Source organism: Vibrio sp. C8, from assembly GCF_054051265.1.
The window spans coordinates 14,594-29,924 of the sequence record NZ_JBPAOE010000006.1 but is presented as its reverse complement, the minus strand read 5'-3'; the positions used below and the strand labels follow the sequence as shown (position 1 = coordinate 29,924).

The following is a 15,331-nucleotide window of genomic DNA, read 5'->3' as shown; positions in this document are numbered from 1 at the left end:
GAACTTCGAAGCGCACAGTAACTACTGTGCGTTTTTTTGCTGTGCGTTTTTGTTTGAATCTCAATTTAAGCCTAATTTTTCTGCGAACCACATCAAACAAATATTGATCGTCATACGCTCTACGCTTATTGTTGTTCTCCTACTTTCAAGATATGGATATCTCTATGAATACCGCGTTGTTAGGAATGTTTATTCCTACTTTTTTCTTCGTTTCTATCACCCCGGGTATGTGTATGACACTTGCACTCACTTTGGGTATGACCATCGGTTACAAGCGTACGCTTTGGATGATGGCAGGAGAATTGGTAGGGGTAGCTGTTGTCGCGGTTTCAGCGGTTGTGGGTATTGCAGCGGTCATGCTTACCTACCCTTGGCTATTCACCGTCTTCAAATCTATCGGTGCTTGCTATCTTTTTTACCTCGGCGTGCAAATGTGGCTTTCAAGAGGCAAACTTGCATTAAATGTTGATAGTGAAGAATCATACAAAGGCAGCAACTGGGAACTAACCGCTCAAGGTTTTATTACCGCTATTGCTAACCCTAAGGGGTGGGCTTTTATGATCTCTTTGTTACCACCATTTATCGACCAATCCATCAGTCTGACGCCGCAACTCATTTTTCTGGTATCCATTATTCTTGTGTCCGAGTTTGTGTGTATGACGCTATACGCAACTGGCGGTAAAGGCCTGAAACGCGCACTTGGAAAAACTCAAAACGTGAAGCTAATGAACCGTATTTCGGGAACGTTGATGATGGGTGTCGGTATATGGCTATTTTTGAGTTAGATCGTTTAAATACGGGAGTCAGAAAACTTTCTGAATCGCGAGCGGTGATCGTGTTTTTCTTCCTGCTGCCACCGCTTTTCTGGGCGGGCAATTTTATTGTCGGTCGTGCGGTTCGCGATGAAATTCCGCCAGTAACCCTTTCATTCAGCCGTTGGGTTCTGGCAAGCATCTTATTGCTGCCTTTTTCTTATAAATTCATTCTTAAAGAATGGAAGCTCTACATCGAGCAGTGGCGTTTAACACTAGTCACTTCAATTACAGGCTTTGCCGCGTTTAACTCTTTTATCTATCTTGGTTTGCAATCGACACCAGCAACCAATGGCACCTTATTGAACGCCTTTATTCCTATTCTGATAAGCATCTTTGGCGCTCTTTTTTTTGGCCTCGCGATAACTTGGCGACTGTGTCTAGGGATTACTCTTTCCCTATGCGGCATACTGACGATCGTCAGTGCTGGCGACTGGAACAACCTTCTCGCACTCAACATCAACCATGGTGACTTTATTATCTTCTTAGCTATGGTTTGTTGGGCGATATACACCATCGGTCTTAAACAATTACCTCCGACCATCAATCGACTCGGTTTGATGTCAGTGCAAATGATATTGGCGATACTGGCTCTGCTGCCGTTTTATCTATGGGAAGTGTTTTCAGGCCAATATCCGATTTGGAATGCCCACTCCATTATGAGTTTGCTTTATATCGGCATTTTCCCTTCTATAGGTGCTTTCTTGCTTTACATGCAATGCGTGAAACTGCTTGGCCCAGCAAAAGCCAGCCTTTCCGTTCACTTGATTCCAGTGTTTGGCGCTATGCTCTCTGCCCTATTTCTTGGTGAATATGTGCAGCTGTACCATCTTTGGGGAATGATGTTGATCTTTTTAGGCATCACTCTTAGCTGAATAATGACAAAGAGAAATGATGATGAAGAGATAAGAAATGGAGCGCAGAAATGAAAAAGGCTCCAGCAATGTTTAGTTGCTAGAGCCTAGAATAATGGCACGCCCTACAGGATTCGAACCTGTGACCACCTGCTTAGAAGGCAGGTGCTCTATCCAGCTGAGCTAAGGGCGCGCTACAGGGAAAGGATTATACGAGTTAAAGATGGTAAATCAACGGCTTTATCTTAGTTTCTGATTTAAATGCCTAAAAATTTACCACTCGACGGACAAGCGCCGAAAAACACAACAAAGCAAACGTTTGCTTATAGATGTTCATCAAAATTTCTGCGACAATGCGCGCAAAAATTTTCGCTCTAAATGTGAAGGAAAGTCATGACTGCTCAAAATATTGATGGAACACTTATTTCTAAAACCGTGCGTTCTGAAGTTGCAGCACGAGTAAAAGCTAGAACAGAAGCTGGATTACGTGCTCCGGGACTAGCAGTAGTGCTTGTGGGTGAAGACCCTGCATCACAAGTTTATGTTGGCAGTAAGCGACGCGCTTGTGAGGAAGTGGGCTTTGTTTCTAAGTCTTACGACTTACCTGCAACGGCTTCAGAAACAGAATTATTGGATTTGGTTGACGAGCTTAACCAAGACCCAGAGATCGATGGCATTCTTGTTCAACTTCCTCTGCCCGCTGGCATCGATTCAACCCACGTACTAGAGCGTATTCACCCAGAAAAAGACGTGGATGGTTTCCACCCATACAACGTTGGACGTTTGGCTCAACGCATTCCAAAACTGCGTTCATGTACACCAAAGGGTATCATCACCCTTTTAGACCGTTACAACATCCCTATGCGCGGTAAACATGCCGTTGTTGTTGGCGCATCAAACATCGTTGGCCGCCCAATGACACTGGAGCTGTTACTTGCAGGTTGTACAACAACGACCTGTCACCGATTCACCAAAGATCTTGAAGGTCATGTTCGCCAAGCGGATATCTTAGTTGTCGCGGTAGGTAAACCAAACTTCATTCCGGGCGCTTGGATCAAAGAAGGTGCAGTAGTGGTCGATGTCGGTATCAACCGTCTAGAGAGTGGCAAACTGGTAGGCGACGTTGAGTACGACGTGGCACGCAGCAATGCAAGCTTCATTACACCAGTACCGGGTGGCGTAGGCCCAATGACGGTAGCAAGTTTGATTGAGAATACTATGATTGCGTGTGAACAATTCCACACCAAGAAATAAGTGATCACGTTGAACTAAAAAGGGCTCTAAGAGCCCTTTTCTATTTTCAATGTATGTCATCGATTAAGACTAGTAGACGATTCTATCCGCCAAATGACTTACCGCTAACGCAAAGTAGTATGAGCGGTTCCATTTCATCAGCACATTGTAGTTGTTGTAAACCAGATACGTACGACCGTCTTCGTCATCAGGCATAATCAGCCACGCTTTAATATCATCGCTGAGGGCTGGAAGCGGCTTGCCATCATAACGAGTAATACCCAGCTCGTTCCACTCACGTAAGTATTTGCCTTTCTCTGGCTGACGGCCTTCGAGGTTTTTATCTAAACCATGAGGCACTTTGACTTGGCGACCCCAAGTGTATTTGTCATCCCAGCCTGACTGGCTTAGATAATTCGCCGTTGAAGCAAACACATCTGACTTACTGCCCCAAATATCTTTCTTACCATCACTGTTGCCATCGGCAGCAAAGGATAAGAATGAACTTGGCATAAACTGGCATTGCCCCATCGCGCCAGCCCAAGAGCCTTTCATAGCATCAGGTTTAATGTGACCTTGCTGAAGAATTTGCAGCGCTGCCATGGTCTCTTTTCGGAAGAACTCTTCGCGTCGCCCTTCGTAGGCCATAGTTGATAAAGCATCAATAACGCTAAAGCGCCCCATATTGGCACCGAAATTACTTTCCACACCCCACAAGGCAACAATGAAACGAGGCTGAACTCCGTATTGTTCACCAATGCGGCTCAACTCTTTGTAATGTTTTTCATACAAGGCTCGAGCTTGTTTTACTTTCCAATCCGGCACAGCACTTGGAATATATTCATCCAGCGTTTTCTTTTTCTCTGGCTGATTACGGTCAGCAACAACTGCACGAGGCTTGTATTCTACGTTGGTAAAAGCAGACTGAAGAATCTGCTCTGAAATACCTTCTTCGCGGGCTTGTTGTTTCAGTCCTTCAACATACTGTTCGAAACTCAATTCGTTCGACAATACGGGTGCAGAAAGACTTAACCCCAAAACCACTGATAATAATTTTCTCAACCTAGCCTCCTTGAGTATTCTCACTCAGGATTGTTCTGAGCTTTTCTTTCTTTATGTTGTTCTAATAGATTCACTGGTGGTGGCGGCAATTGCAAGAAGAAACCTTGTTCATCCAGCGACGCTTTGACTTTTTCCACATTTACCTGAGCTAATTGGCGTGATTCCAGATTAACCAACATAACAAATATCGGTTTGCCGAATGTTTGCATCAGCGCTTCTGGGATCTGTGAGAAATCATCTCTTTTTGGAATATAGAGATAGGTGCCTTCTTTCTTAGGACTTTTGTAGATAGAACAAAGCATGATGAGCCTTTTATTGTAAATAACACGTACTAATGACGAGTTTTGTCTAGAAATGGTCAAGATTCGACAAAAATGCGACCAAATCACTTAATTAACCGCAAGATAACTTGCTGAGCATGGGCGCTGAATATAACATGACAACCCTAGTCTCAGGCAACGCCTAGCCAAGAGTTTATGAGGTCAACGTTTCAATGTCTAATACACCTGACCTAAAAGGTAGTAGTTTTACTTTGTCAGTTTTACACCTTTCTGACAATCACATCACCAACACTATAGATTTTCTCAAACAAAAAATCGCGCAAGCGCCTGCATTTTTTGCAAATGCTCCCGTCGTTATCAATATTGCTAAAGTCGACGGAGACATCGATTTTGCGCAGCTGAAAAACGGTATCAGCGAGGCAAACTTAATTCCCGTTGGTATTTCCGGCTGCAAAGATAAACGCAGCCAAACGCTTGCTTCTGAAGCGGGTTTTGCCGTGATGACGGCCAGTAACAGCCCAACTAATGCGCCAGCGAAAATGGCTCCAACCAAAGTGGTACGCACCCCTATTCGCTCTGGTCAGCAAGTGTATGCCAAAGATGGTGACTTAGTGATTCTTAACCACGTCAGCGCGGGTGCTGAAGTCATAGCCGATGGTTCAATTCATATTCACGGCACACTGCGTGGACGCGCTATCGCAGGAGCGAGCGGTCAAAAAGAAGCACGTATTATTTGTCACGATTTACAAGCTGAGCTAGTCTCCATTGCTGGGAATTATTGGCTTAGCGATCAGATAGAAAGTGAATTTTGGCAGAAGAAAGTCATGCTGAGCATGAACGACGACTCACTGCTATTCGAATCTCTCGCAATTTAAGTTTTAAAGGAAATTATAAAAATGGCACGCATTATTGTCGTAACGTCGGGTAAAGGCGGTGTAGGCAAAACCACATCTAGCGCAGCGATTGCGTCAGGCTTAGCTTTAAAAGGTAAAAAAACAGCGGTTATCGATTTTGATATCGGTTTGCGTAATCTTGATTTGATTATGGGTTGTGAACGTCGCGTTGTTTATGACTTCGTCAACGTCATCAATGGTGAAGCTACACTGAACCAAGCGCTGATCAAAGACAAACGCAACGAGAACCTGTTCATTCTTCCTGCTTCTCAAACTCGCGATAAAGATGCGTTAACCAGAGATGGAGTGCAGCGTGTATTCGATGAGTTAAAAGCAATGGGCTTTGACTTCATCATCTGTGATTCGCCGGCAGGTATTGAGCAAGGTGCTTTGATGGCGCTTTACTATGCAGATGAAGCGATTGTAACAACTAACCCAGAAGTCTCTTCTGTTCGCGACTCAGACCGTATTCTTGGTATTCTTGACTCGAAATCACTACGTGCAGAACAAGGTCTGGAGCCTATTAAGCAGCACCTGCTTTTGACGCGTTACAACCCAACACGTGTTAATCAAGGTGAAATGCTTAGCGTACAAGACGTTGAAGAAATTCTGCATGTGCCTCTATTGGGTGTTATTCCTGAGAGCCAAGCAGTGCTAAACGCATCAAACAAAGGTGTTCCAGTTATTTTCGATGAGCAGTCTGATGCAGGTCAGGCATACGATGACACAGTATCTCGTCTGCTTGGCGAAGAAATCGAATTCCGTTTCCTAACCGAGCCGAAAAAAGGCATCTTTAAACGACTTTTTGGGGGCTAAACAGCGACTATGTCTTTACTTGAATTTTTCAAACCACAGAAAAAAACATCCGCAAGTTTAGCGAAGGAACGTTTACAGATCATTGTGGCAGAACGTCGTAGTCAGAATGATCCTGCGCCAACCTATTTACCACAACTGAAAGAAGACATTCTTCAAGTGATAGCAAAATACGTGGCAATTGACCCGTCAATGGTCGAACTTTCTTTCGAACATAAAGATGATGATATTTCAGTGCTAGAGCTGAACGTCAAACTTCCAGATGACGAAAAATAATTCGCAATGAGTATAAAAAAACAGCCGACATTTCACTGTCGGCTGTTTCATTTCTATTCGCATAAGCACAACGCTTAATTCACCAGCTTATCTAAACGCTCGCCAAGAATAGGCAGACGCCATCCACTCATCACATCAGGAAGATGCTCAGGATCACGCTCGTTATTCCAAACCCAACTTAATAGTTGATTCAGCTGTTTTTTCGATGCCAAGAATTCCGTCGCAAGCCCTGTTGATTGAGACACCGCCTTCACTTCATCTTTCAGCTTCTTAAACAGTTGCTTATAACCAGGATAATCCATCAAAGGAACGATTTTCTCTGGATAGTAATCTTCCGGTGTTTGCATTGCATCTTTCACGATTTGAATCAGTTTAGTGCTGTGACGACGAACAGCGTGTGGATCTACCCCCTCTTCGATCATCCGTTTAGAACTGCGCAGTGCCAGACGAGCAATAGTCAGCAGCTCATTTTCACGCACCACAAAATTCAACGCTAAATCGCGTTTCACTGCTTCCTGATAACGCCACGTTGCTAGCGGTTTTAAAATAGCCAGCTCTTTAGGGCTAAGCTGCCATGCGCCTTTGATCTCTAAATACACATTCTCAGGATTGACTGACTTAATACGTTTTTCTACCAGTAATTCTGATTCCTGCTGCGCTGCATCCCACCAGCCGACTTGAGTCACTTTCTCTAACAGTTGCTCATACATTGGCTGTAAATAGAAAACATCCGCTGCAGCGTAATCAAGCTGCTTTTGTGATAAAGGACGAGCCAGCCAGTCAGTGCGAGATTCACTTTTATCTAGCTCAACATCCAGAAGATCCTTCACCAAAGAAGCAAAGCCTGTTGAAAGGCCGTAACCGAGAAAAGCTGCCATCACTTGGGTATCGACCATCGGAAATGGCACACAACCGAAGGCATTCTGGAATACTTCCAAATCTTCACCACAGGCATGGAGTACTTTCAGAACCGAAGTATCTTTGAGTAATTCGGTAAATGGCGACATATCGTCCATTGTAAGCGGATCAATCAAGGATAGATTTTCTCCGTCAAACAGTTGGATAAGTCCTAACTGCGGGAAAAAAGTACGGGTACGAACAAATTCGGTATCGAGCATAACGACATCGGCGTCTCGTGCTAGTAAGCACACGCGCTCTAGTTCGTTAAACTGGGTAATAATCTGATAATTCACAAATGGCTCACTATGAGTTTCCCTTTTCGGCATCAGCATGATTTCCACAGGAACAAAAATGCCGACGGTTTAGGTCGGCATTGTAACATCATTAAATATAAGGTTACGCACTTTTAGCTAAGGCTGCTTCGTTCTCTTCACGCAATACGCGACGCAGAATCTTACCAACGTTCGTTTTTGGTAGTTCGTCTCTGAACTCCACTAACTTAGGTACTTTATAGCCAGTTAAGTATTCACGACAGTGCTCAATGACATCTTCTTTGGTCAAACTTGGGTCGCGTTTAACCACGAAAATTTTCACCACTTCACCAGAAATCTCATGAGCCTGACCAATCGCGGCCACTTCCAGAACTTTTCCATGCAGCGCAACCACATCTTCAATTTCATTTGGATAAACGTTAAAGCCTGAAACCAGAATCATATCTTTCTTCCGGTCAACAATATGCAGTAAGTAATTTTCGTCAAATCTTACGATGTCACCCGTTGATAGCCAACCATCTTCATCCAACACTTCTTTGGTCGCTTCAGGGCGCTGCCAGTAACCTTGCATGACCTGCGGACCACGTACTTGCAGCTCACCGACTTGATCATTCGGCAATACCTTACCTTCATCATCAACGATACGAACTTCCGTTGACGGTACAGGTAAGCCAATCGCACCAGTATATTCAGTGAGGTTATGAGGATTGCCAGTAACCAATGGAGCACATTCGGTCAAACCGTATCCTTCGAGCAAATGGATACCAGTGATCTTTTTCCACTTTTCAGCAACAGCACGCTGTACAGCCATACCGCCACCAACAGACAATTTCAGGTTGCTGAAATCAAGCTCATGGAAATCTTCATTGTTTACCAGGGCGTTAAACAAGGTGTTTACCCCTGTAATGGCGGTCGCAGATGTTTTCTGTAACTCTTTCACAAAACCCGGAATGTCTCTCGGGTTGGTGATCAGCAGGTTGTTGCCACCCATTTCAATAAATAGCAAACAGTTCACGGTTAATGCGAATACGTGGTAAAGCGGCAGCGCTGTAACCACTAACTCACGTCCTTCACGTAATACCGCACCGTAGGCACCTTTTGCCTGCAATACGTTAGCAATCATGTTTCTGTGCGTCAGTACTGCACCTTTCGCTACACCCGTAGTACCACCGGTATATTGAAGGAAAGCAATATCATCACCAGCCATAAAAGGTTTCACATACTGTTGACGGCGACCTTTATGCAGAGCCTTACGCATAGAAATCGCACCAGGAAGATGATACTTCGGCACCATTCCTTTTACGTACTTCACCACGAAATCAACCACAGTGCCTTTTGCACGTGGTAGCATCTGACCAAGGCTGGTCAGAACGACATGTTTAACCTGTGTATTCGCAACGATTTTTTCTAGCGTGCTGGCAAAGTTGGAAACAATAACTATCGCTCGCGCATCTGCATCATTTAGCTGATGTTCTAACTCTCGAGGAGTGTAAAGAGGGTTCACGTTAACTGCGATAAGACCGGCTCGCAAAATACCGAACAACGCAACCGGATATTGCAAAAGGTTTGGCATCATTAGCGCTACACGATCGCCTTTCTTTAATTTCAAATCGTTTTGTAGATACGCAGCAAATGCTCGGCTACGCTCTTCCAATTTGCGATAAGTCATCACCGTGCCCATGTTAATGAAAGCAGGTTGATCAGCAAATCGATTAACCGATTGTTCGAACATTTCCACCAATGATGGATATTGATCTGGATTTATGGTCTCTGGTACTTCACTTGGGTAACGTGAAAGCCAAGGTTTATCCACAGTAATACTCCTCGTTATTGGCTGGCAATTTTTCGTCAATGACCTTCTTGTAGAGGATTGACTTTATGTCGTGCCATTATTTTTATGGCGCTTATTACAGCACAGCCTCGATGCTTGAGCACGAAAAGGCTCAAACACTTGTTTAAATTTTGTTAACTACGCCAAAAATTAGTTCTGCAACCTGCTCTGGTTGTTCTAAATGGCAATGATGACCACCAGAAACAGTGAACGTCTCAAGACAACTTTGCTCCGAAATGTTGCGATGTTGCTTTAAATTTTGAAAGCCATGCTCACCGAGGATTAATCGATGAGGGCATTGAATCGCATTGACAATTTCGGCCGCATGTTGCGGTGACATCCGATATAAAGATTCACTTTTTAACTTAACGTCGTGGCGCCAGTGCCATTTGTCATAGACCTGTTTGATACCCCGTTCGACAATAGGAGCGATCAACTCAGGAGCAATCTGGTTGGCCATCGAGCGACGCGCTATTGCTTGTGATATATCGTCATAGCCACGTTGCGGCTTTTTGCGTAAGCGTTGGCGACTCATGACACCCTGACGTATTCTTTCAACGCTTTCGGAAGCAGATTCAGCCAAAGGTGCGTAGCCTTCAATCTGAATTAATCCATCCACGTGCTCAGGAAAGGCGGCACTATAGCAACTTGCAACCAAAGCACCAAGAGAATGACCTACGATCACTAACCTGTTTGCTGAGAAATTAAGCGATAACTGACAAAAATCATCGATATAGTCGTGAAAAGGATAAAAATTGCTGCCATTTTTATGCTCAGACAACCCATGCCCCGGTAAATCGATTGCGCAAAGGTGTAACAGAGGCTCAAGAGCCGTCAGCCTTTGCATTACTGAGAAAAAGCTCGCTGCGTTATCTAGCCAGCCATGAATAAAAACGACCGAAACTTCGGCCGCTTTTGCATCTCCAAATTCCACTGCGGCTATCTTGCCGCTATGGATTGAGTATTGAGTCTGTTTGAACATCATTTCACTTCTTGTATTACTCTGCCTTCACGATACATGTCACCTCTATCACGGCAGAAATAACTTAAACAGTGGTGAGATAAATAAGGCCCGCTGTCTTGCATGATGATGCGTTCTTCAACACGCCACAAGTGATAACCCTTAACTGTCATCACTGGGTATTGATGTTCGAAATCACCCACTTTACCTGTTTCAGGTTTAGCCGTATTGCCGAGTAGCGTCACCAATCTACCTTCTGAGAAAGTGACTGGATCTAAGAACTCATTCACGTAACCGACGAAACGTCCCTGTGGTTCAACCTTCACGCTTGGCCTGCCGACACTATCAATCGGTACATTAACCACTTCAATACGGGTCTTGTCTTTGAGGTTGGTAATATTGGCGATAACACCGCCTAATCGGACTTCACTACCTTGCGCAGTGCCGGATTCCACCCATGTTTTGTAATCAGAAATAACCGTTTCTTCTGAAGAAGCGTTCAGTTCGGTTGGTAATGAGGTACAGGCAGAAATAACAAAGACGGCAGACAAGGCGAATAAGTGGCGTAAAGTGAATGGTTTCATGATGGCCTCTCAGGCTAGGCTTTAAGATGCAAATGGTTCAAATATAAATATCGACCCCTAACAACTGGGCTAGTTCCTCTCTTTTAGCACGATTCATCACATCCATATAAGCTTCCATGGCTTTTCTGGAGCGTCCTTCCGGTAAATCGTACTCAACTTGAGCTCGATGGATTTCAGATTCATCAACGGGACGAATAGAGTGCGAGACGGCTTCAGCTACTTTCGTCGCTCTGGTCGCAACTTCACTACCCTTTTTGACCCCGTTGTTTTTCTTTGCCTTGGATGTTCGGTTGGTATTCGAGACATTGCCGGGCAATCCATTAATTGAAACCATAAAGCTCCTACAGTAAGTGGGGTAAGGTTCAGATCCTTACCCTTGCAAGTGACTTGTCCTCAACTCAACGCTTATCCGCGACCTTACGCTTACTCACGTCCCGGTAGCTTTTTCCATGCCACTGTGTCACGCAAATACACTGGGCTAGAGTCTTCTACTGCTGTTGTATTGCCTTTTGCCCATTCAAACTGAGCAAGATAAACAATGTCTTGCGAATCTGGGTAAAGTATTTCACTTTCGGTCAAATTCAGTGGTAGCGTCGCCAAATCATCAGCGTATGTTTGCCAACCAGTTCCTACTTTCGCCCAAGTATTGTCATCGTTCTGAACGTGTTGAGCCGTTTCGATTTGTTGAACAAGCACAGCCGGTGGAATCACGCATTCCGCATCGACTTCATTCCAACTGCCATCTTCTTGACGCTCAAAACGGCCCCAATATACTTCACTCATTCGCGCGTCAATCGCGCTCGCTACGTGTGTCACACCACGTTGACGGTACGCACCTTGCGCCATTGTCGCCAATGTAGATACGCCAATCATGGGTAAATCAGCACCGAATGCTAAACCCTGTGCAATTCCGATACCAATTCGAACGCCAGTAAAGCTACCCGGACCACGCCCGAAAGCTAGCGCATCTAAATCGCTAAGCGCTAAGCCCGCTTCTTTTAGAACCTCATCCACCATTGGCAGAATTTTTTTTGTATGGTCGCGAGGTGCAAACTCACTGCGGGAATAAACTTTATCACCAACCATTAAGGCGACTGAACACTGCTCTGTCGCTGTGTCTAAGGCAAGAATTTTTGCGCTCATGAATATCTCTAAATTGTTTCTGTTTCTGATAATTGTGCAAGAAAGCTTTTGACCACATCCAAATCACGCGTACGCGGGATAGGAGGCAAACTGGCAAGGAATATTCCGCCATAGTCTCGGGTCACTAATCGATTGTCACAAATGATCAGTGCACCTTTATCTTTCTTGTCTCGAATAAGTCGTCCAACACCCTGCTTCAAGGTAATCACCGCTTCTGGCAACTGGACCTGAGCAAACGGCTCTCCACCTCGCAAACGGCAATCTTCAATACGCGCTTTTAACAGCGGGTCATCTGGAGCGGTAAACGGAAGTTTGTCGATGATAACACAGCTTAATGTGTCACCTCTAACATCAATCCCTTCCCAAAATGCACCTGTAGCCACCAGCAAGGCGTTGCCTAACTCCATAAACTCAGCCAGCGTTTTCTGCTTGCTGGTTTCACCCTGCATTAATACCGGTAAGGTCAGCGTTTCTCTGAATTTCTCGCCCAGTTCTCGCATCATGCTGTGTGAAGTACATAAAAAGAAACAGCGCCCTTGGTTTTGTTCAATGACCGGAGAAAGCATGCGGACCAATTTGTCGGCAAGCCCCGGACTGTTTGGCTCTGGCAGATACCTTGGAACACACAACTTTGCCTGATTCTGATAATCAAAAGGACTCGGCAACGAGAATTGTTCGCCGGGCTGTAACCCTAAACGATGAGTAAAGTGACCGAAGTCGTCATTCACTGCCAACGTAGCTGAGGTAAATATCCAAGCCCCTTGCTTCATTTCGATCTGTTCGTGGAACTTGTCAGCAACGGAAAGCGGCGTAATATGCAAACTAAAATGACGAGGTGTGGTATCAAACCAATACGAGTAACCCGTGATGGAAACATCACACACTCTTTCAATTCGGCCTTTAATCAGGTTGGCGCGTTCAAAGGCGGCATCCAGTAACTGGCTGCGCCCTAAAGCGATTTTGAGTACGTCTATCGCAAAGTTGAGGCTGTCTTTAACACGTTCAATTTCACGAGCAATAGAAGGCGAAGCCATCGCTTCTCTCCAGTTGCCTCTGTGCCCCGAATCGCCAAGTGCAATGCGTAAATCAGCCGCAGACTGAACCAGTTTATCGCCTACTTTTTGCAGTTGGCGCATATCCTTGGCTTCAGTGCGATAAGCAATTTCAATGTCTTTAGCCAGATCTTGGATTTGTCTGCTCGATACCGACTGACCAAAATATTGACTGGCAATATCAGGCAACTGATGAGCCTCGTCGAAGATAAACACTTCTGCTTCTGGAATCAGTTCGCCAAACCCAGTCTCTTTAATTGCTAGATCGGCTAAGAACAGGTGATGGTTGACCACTACGATATCGGCATCCATCGCTTTGCGTCTTGCTTTATTGACGAAGCAATCGGTATAGCTCGGACACTCTTTACCCAAACAGTTGTCATTGGTGGAAGTAATGGTTGGAATGATCATGCTGTCTTCAGGCAGTGCATCGCACTCGCCTAAATCGCCGCTTTTGGTCTCTGAGGACCATGACCTCACCTTCACCAGCTGTGTGAGCAGCTGCGGGTCAGCAGCATCATTGGTGTGGCTTTCAACCATTTGCCTGCTCAGGCGGTCTAAACACAAATAGTTAGCGCGGCCTTTGAGTAATGCGACATTACCGTGAAAGCCCAGAGCATCAACCATTAAGGGAAGATCACGGTGAAATAGCTGCTCTTGCAGGTTTTTAGAACCCGTACTGATGATGGTTTTCTTACCGCTTAATAGCGCAGGCACGAGATAAGCGAAGGTTTTGCCGGTCCCGGTTCCAGCTTCCACGACCAACTGCGATTCGCCCGCAATTGCTTTTGCAACTGCCTGAGCCATATCGATTTGAGCTTGTCGAGGCTGGAAGCCCGGAATGGCTTTGCCTAATGCGCCTTGTTGAGAAAAGGTTTTTTGGATCATCCACGCCTAAAAAATAGTGAGTTTGGCGCGATTATGGCAGGTTTTTAGGTCGGGAGCGAATGCCGTTAAACCCCGAACGTTAAGAAAGAGTTGGTATGTAATTACATTCAAAACAGATTATGTCAGGTACGAAACCAAGCCGTACCTGACATAGGGGAACTATTTCCTATTTAAGTAGCGATTTAACCACTTAGAACCCACTTCGAGTGAGGTTAGCTCCACTTGAGGCATCATCGCTTTCGCCGCCTCTTCCGGTGACGCTTTGCTCTCCCACATAAACTCTAAAATGTCGTCATCAACACTGTGATCACCCATCAATGAAATAACACGTTCAACGTACAATTTACGTGCAAGTAATTCTTTGTCCATAAATACCACCTTCGCAAAACAAGTACCAACAGAAGAGACGCTTTCAATAGCCGAGGATTCACTGAGCCTAGTTATATTAGTTGAAACCATTAGGAGAATAGATTAATTATAGAAGCCAAATTCGAAATTGGTTTACCGTTCAAGCCAATCTATCTCTTCTAAGAATGAAAAATTTGCACGCCCGGAAGTCGTAATTAATGGAAAAGAAAACTCTCCTAACGCATTGCAGTGATGCACCAGGACTTATCTCAAAAATCACTAACATCTGTTACAAACATCAGCTAAACATCATTCATAACAATGAGTTCGTTGACAATACCAGCGGTCACTTCTTCATGCGTACTGAGCTTGAAGGCTACTTCAATGACCACACGCTGTTGGCAGACTTAGACCAAGCTTTACCCCAAGGAGCAAAGCGTAAATTGGTCGGCTCATCACGTAAGCGTATTGTGATACTGGTCACCAAAGAAGCGCATTGCTTGGGTGATATTCTGATGAAAAACTACGATGGCAGCTTAGATGTAGATATCGCAGCTGTGGTGGGTAACTACGACAAACTGCAAACCTTAACTGAGAGATTCGACATCCCTTATCACTGTGTGTCTCATGAAGGTCTTAACCGCCAAGAACATGAAAAAGAGTTGTTGGAAGTGATTGAACAATATCAACCGGACTATATTGTTCTTGCTAAATACATGCGTGTTCTGACTCCAGGCTTTGTTGAGAAGTTTCACCATAAAATCATTAACATTCACCACAGCTTCTTACCTGCATTTATCGGCGCGAAGCCATACCAGCAAGCTTATGAGCGCGGTGTGAAGATCATTGGTGCGACGGCTCACTTTGTGACTAATGATTTGGATGAAGGTCCAATCATCAAGCAAGATGTCATTCCTGTGGATCATACATTCAGTGCTCAAGATATGGCTCAGGCAGGACGTGATGTAGAAAAGAACGTTCTAAGTAAAGCTCTGAACAAAGTGATCAATGACCACGTGTTCGTCTACGGCAACAAAACTGTGATTCTTTAATCTACGAGAGCAGAATCTACGAGAATAAAAAATGGCGCTGATTCAGCGCCATTTTTTTCGTTTGCTCATAACCATT

General features: G+C 44.8%; 17 protein-coding genes and 1 tRNA gene. 7 read left to right on the top strand and 11 right to left on the bottom strand.

Going from position 1 to position 15,331, the window contains the following annotated elements; translation table 11 throughout:
• Positions 1-164: 164 nt before the first annotated feature.
• The gene (locus ACRQQK_RS03765; RefSeq protein WP_042486858.1) at positions 165-785 is read left to right on the top strand and encodes a LysE family translocator; all 621 of its coding nucleotides are present in this window, start codon (positions 165-167) and stop codon (positions 783-785) included.
• Complete coding sequence (locus tag ACRQQK_RS03760) at positions 767-1,687, top strand: DMT family transporter (RefSeq protein WP_457510114.1); 921 nt, start codon at positions 767-769, stop codon at positions 1,685-1,687. The genes ACRQQK_RS03765 and ACRQQK_RS03760 overlap by 19 nt, the downstream gene beginning before the upstream one ends.
• 95 nt (positions 1,688-1,782) lie before the next feature.
• On the opposite strand, the gene ACRQQK_RS03755 is transcribed toward ACRQQK_RS03760, so the two are convergent.
• Positions 1,783-1,859: transfer RNA gene (locus ACRQQK_RS03755), tRNA-Arg, on the bottom strand.
• 200 nt (positions 1,860-2,059) lie between these two features.
• On the opposite strand from ACRQQK_RS03755, the gene folD reads away from it, so the two are divergent.
• Positions 2,060-2,920, top strand: coding sequence for a bifunctional methylenetetrahydrofolate dehydrogenase/methenyltetrahydrofolate cyclohydrolase FolD (gene folD, locus ACRQQK_RS03750; protein WP_457510113.1), 861 nt, complete (start codon positions 2,060-2,062; stop codon positions 2,918-2,920).
• Between the two features lie 69 nt (positions 2,921-2,989).
• Here folD and ACRQQK_RS03745 read toward each other — a convergent pair whose 3' ends face one another.
• Positions 2,990-3,961 (bottom strand): lytic murein transglycosylase, encoded by a 972-nt coding sequence (locus ACRQQK_RS03745; protein WP_457510112.1) that lies wholly within the window; start codon positions 3,959-3,961, stop codon positions 2,990-2,992.
• 20 nt (positions 3,962-3,981) lie between these two features.
• Complete coding sequence (locus ACRQQK_RS03740; RefSeq protein WP_102940072.1) at positions 3,982-4,263, bottom strand: YcgL domain-containing protein; 282 nt, start codon at positions 4,261-4,263, stop codon at positions 3,982-3,984.
• A gap of 191 nt (positions 4,264-4,454) precedes the next feature.
• Here ACRQQK_RS03740 and minC point away from each other — a divergent pair, with 191 nt between their 5' ends.
• From minC to minE, 3 genes are read left to right on the top strand one after another with little or no spacing between them, the layout of a single operon-like run.
• Positions 4,455-5,117: a septum site-determining protein MinC gene (gene minC / locus ACRQQK_RS03735; protein ID WP_457510111.1), complete on the top strand. Its 663-nt coding sequence runs from the start codon at positions 4,455-4,457 to the stop codon at positions 5,115-5,117.
• Between the two features lie 21 nt (positions 5,118-5,138).
• Entirely contained in the window at positions 5,139-5,951 is an 813-nt protein-coding gene (gene minD / locus ACRQQK_RS03730) for a septum site-determining protein MinD (protein ID WP_457510110.1), read from the top strand.
• A gap of 9 nt (positions 5,952-5,960) precedes the next feature.
• The gene (minE, locus tag ACRQQK_RS03725; protein WP_042486075.1) at positions 5,961-6,224 is read left to right on the top strand and encodes a cell division topological specificity factor MinE; all 264 of its coding nucleotides are present in this window, start codon (positions 5,961-5,963) and stop codon (positions 6,222-6,224) included.
• Positions 6,225-6,298: 74 nt separating this feature from the next.
• Here minE and rnd read toward each other — a convergent pair whose 3' ends face one another.
• The 8 genes from rnd to ACRQQK_RS03685 all read right to left on the bottom strand — a co-directional run bounded on the left by rnd (position 6,299) and on the right by ACRQQK_RS03685 (position 14,224).
• The gene (gene rnd / locus ACRQQK_RS03720; RefSeq protein WP_457510109.1) at positions 6,299-7,417 is read right to left on the bottom strand and encodes a ribonuclease D; all 1,119 of its coding nucleotides are present in this window, start codon (positions 7,415-7,417) and stop codon (positions 6,299-6,301) included.
• A 103-nt stretch (positions 7,418-7,520) separates the two neighbouring features.
• Positions 7,521-9,209: a long-chain-fatty-acid--CoA ligase FadD gene (gene fadD, locus ACRQQK_RS03715; protein ID WP_457510108.1), complete on the bottom strand. Its 1,689-nt coding sequence runs from the start codon at positions 9,207-9,209 to the stop codon at positions 7,521-7,523.
• Positions 9,210-9,351: 142 nt separating this feature from the next.
• The gene (locus tag ACRQQK_RS03710) at positions 9,352-10,212 is read right to left on the bottom strand and encodes an alpha/beta fold hydrolase (protein WP_457510107.1); all 861 of its coding nucleotides are present in this window, start codon (positions 10,210-10,212) and stop codon (positions 9,352-9,354) included.
• Complete coding sequence (locus tag ACRQQK_RS03705; protein ID WP_457510106.1) at positions 10,209-10,772, bottom strand: Slp family lipoprotein; 564 nt, start codon at positions 10,770-10,772, stop codon at positions 10,209-10,211. Before ACRQQK_RS03705 ends, ACRQQK_RS03710 begins: the two co-directional genes overlap by 4 nt.
• Positions 10,773-10,809: 37 nt before the next feature.
• On the bottom strand, positions 10,810-11,106 hold the full coding sequence (locus tag ACRQQK_RS03700) for a chromosome partitioning protein ParA (RefSeq protein ID WP_457510105.1): 297 nt from the start codon (positions 11,104-11,106) through the stop codon (positions 10,810-10,812).
• 89 nt (positions 11,107-11,195) lie between these two features.
• Complete coding sequence (gene tsaB, locus ACRQQK_RS03695) at positions 11,196-11,915, bottom strand: tRNA (adenosine(37)-N6)-threonylcarbamoyltransferase complex dimerization subunit type 1 TsaB (protein ID WP_457510104.1); 720 nt, start codon at positions 11,913-11,915, stop codon at positions 11,196-11,198.
• 8 nt (positions 11,916-11,923) lie between these two features.
• The gene (locus tag ACRQQK_RS03690; protein ID WP_457510103.1) at positions 11,924-13,855 is read right to left on the bottom strand and encodes an ATP-dependent DNA helicase; all 1,932 of its coding nucleotides are present in this window, start codon (positions 13,853-13,855) and stop codon (positions 11,924-11,926) included.
• Positions 13,856-14,014: 159 nt separating this feature from the next.
• Positions 14,015-14,224, bottom strand: a complete 210-nt coding sequence (locus ACRQQK_RS03685) for a hypothetical protein (protein ID WP_042486091.1) — start codon at positions 14,222-14,224, stop codon at positions 14,015-14,017.
• A 197-nt stretch (positions 14,225-14,421) separates the two neighbouring features.
• On the opposite strand from ACRQQK_RS03685, the gene purU reads away from it, so the two are divergent.
• Positions 14,422-15,255 (top strand): formyltetrahydrofolate deformylase, encoded by an 834-nt coding sequence (gene purU / locus ACRQQK_RS03680; protein WP_102968121.1) that lies wholly within the window; start codon positions 14,422-14,424, stop codon positions 15,253-15,255.
• Positions 15,256-15,331: the final 76 nt, after the last annotated feature.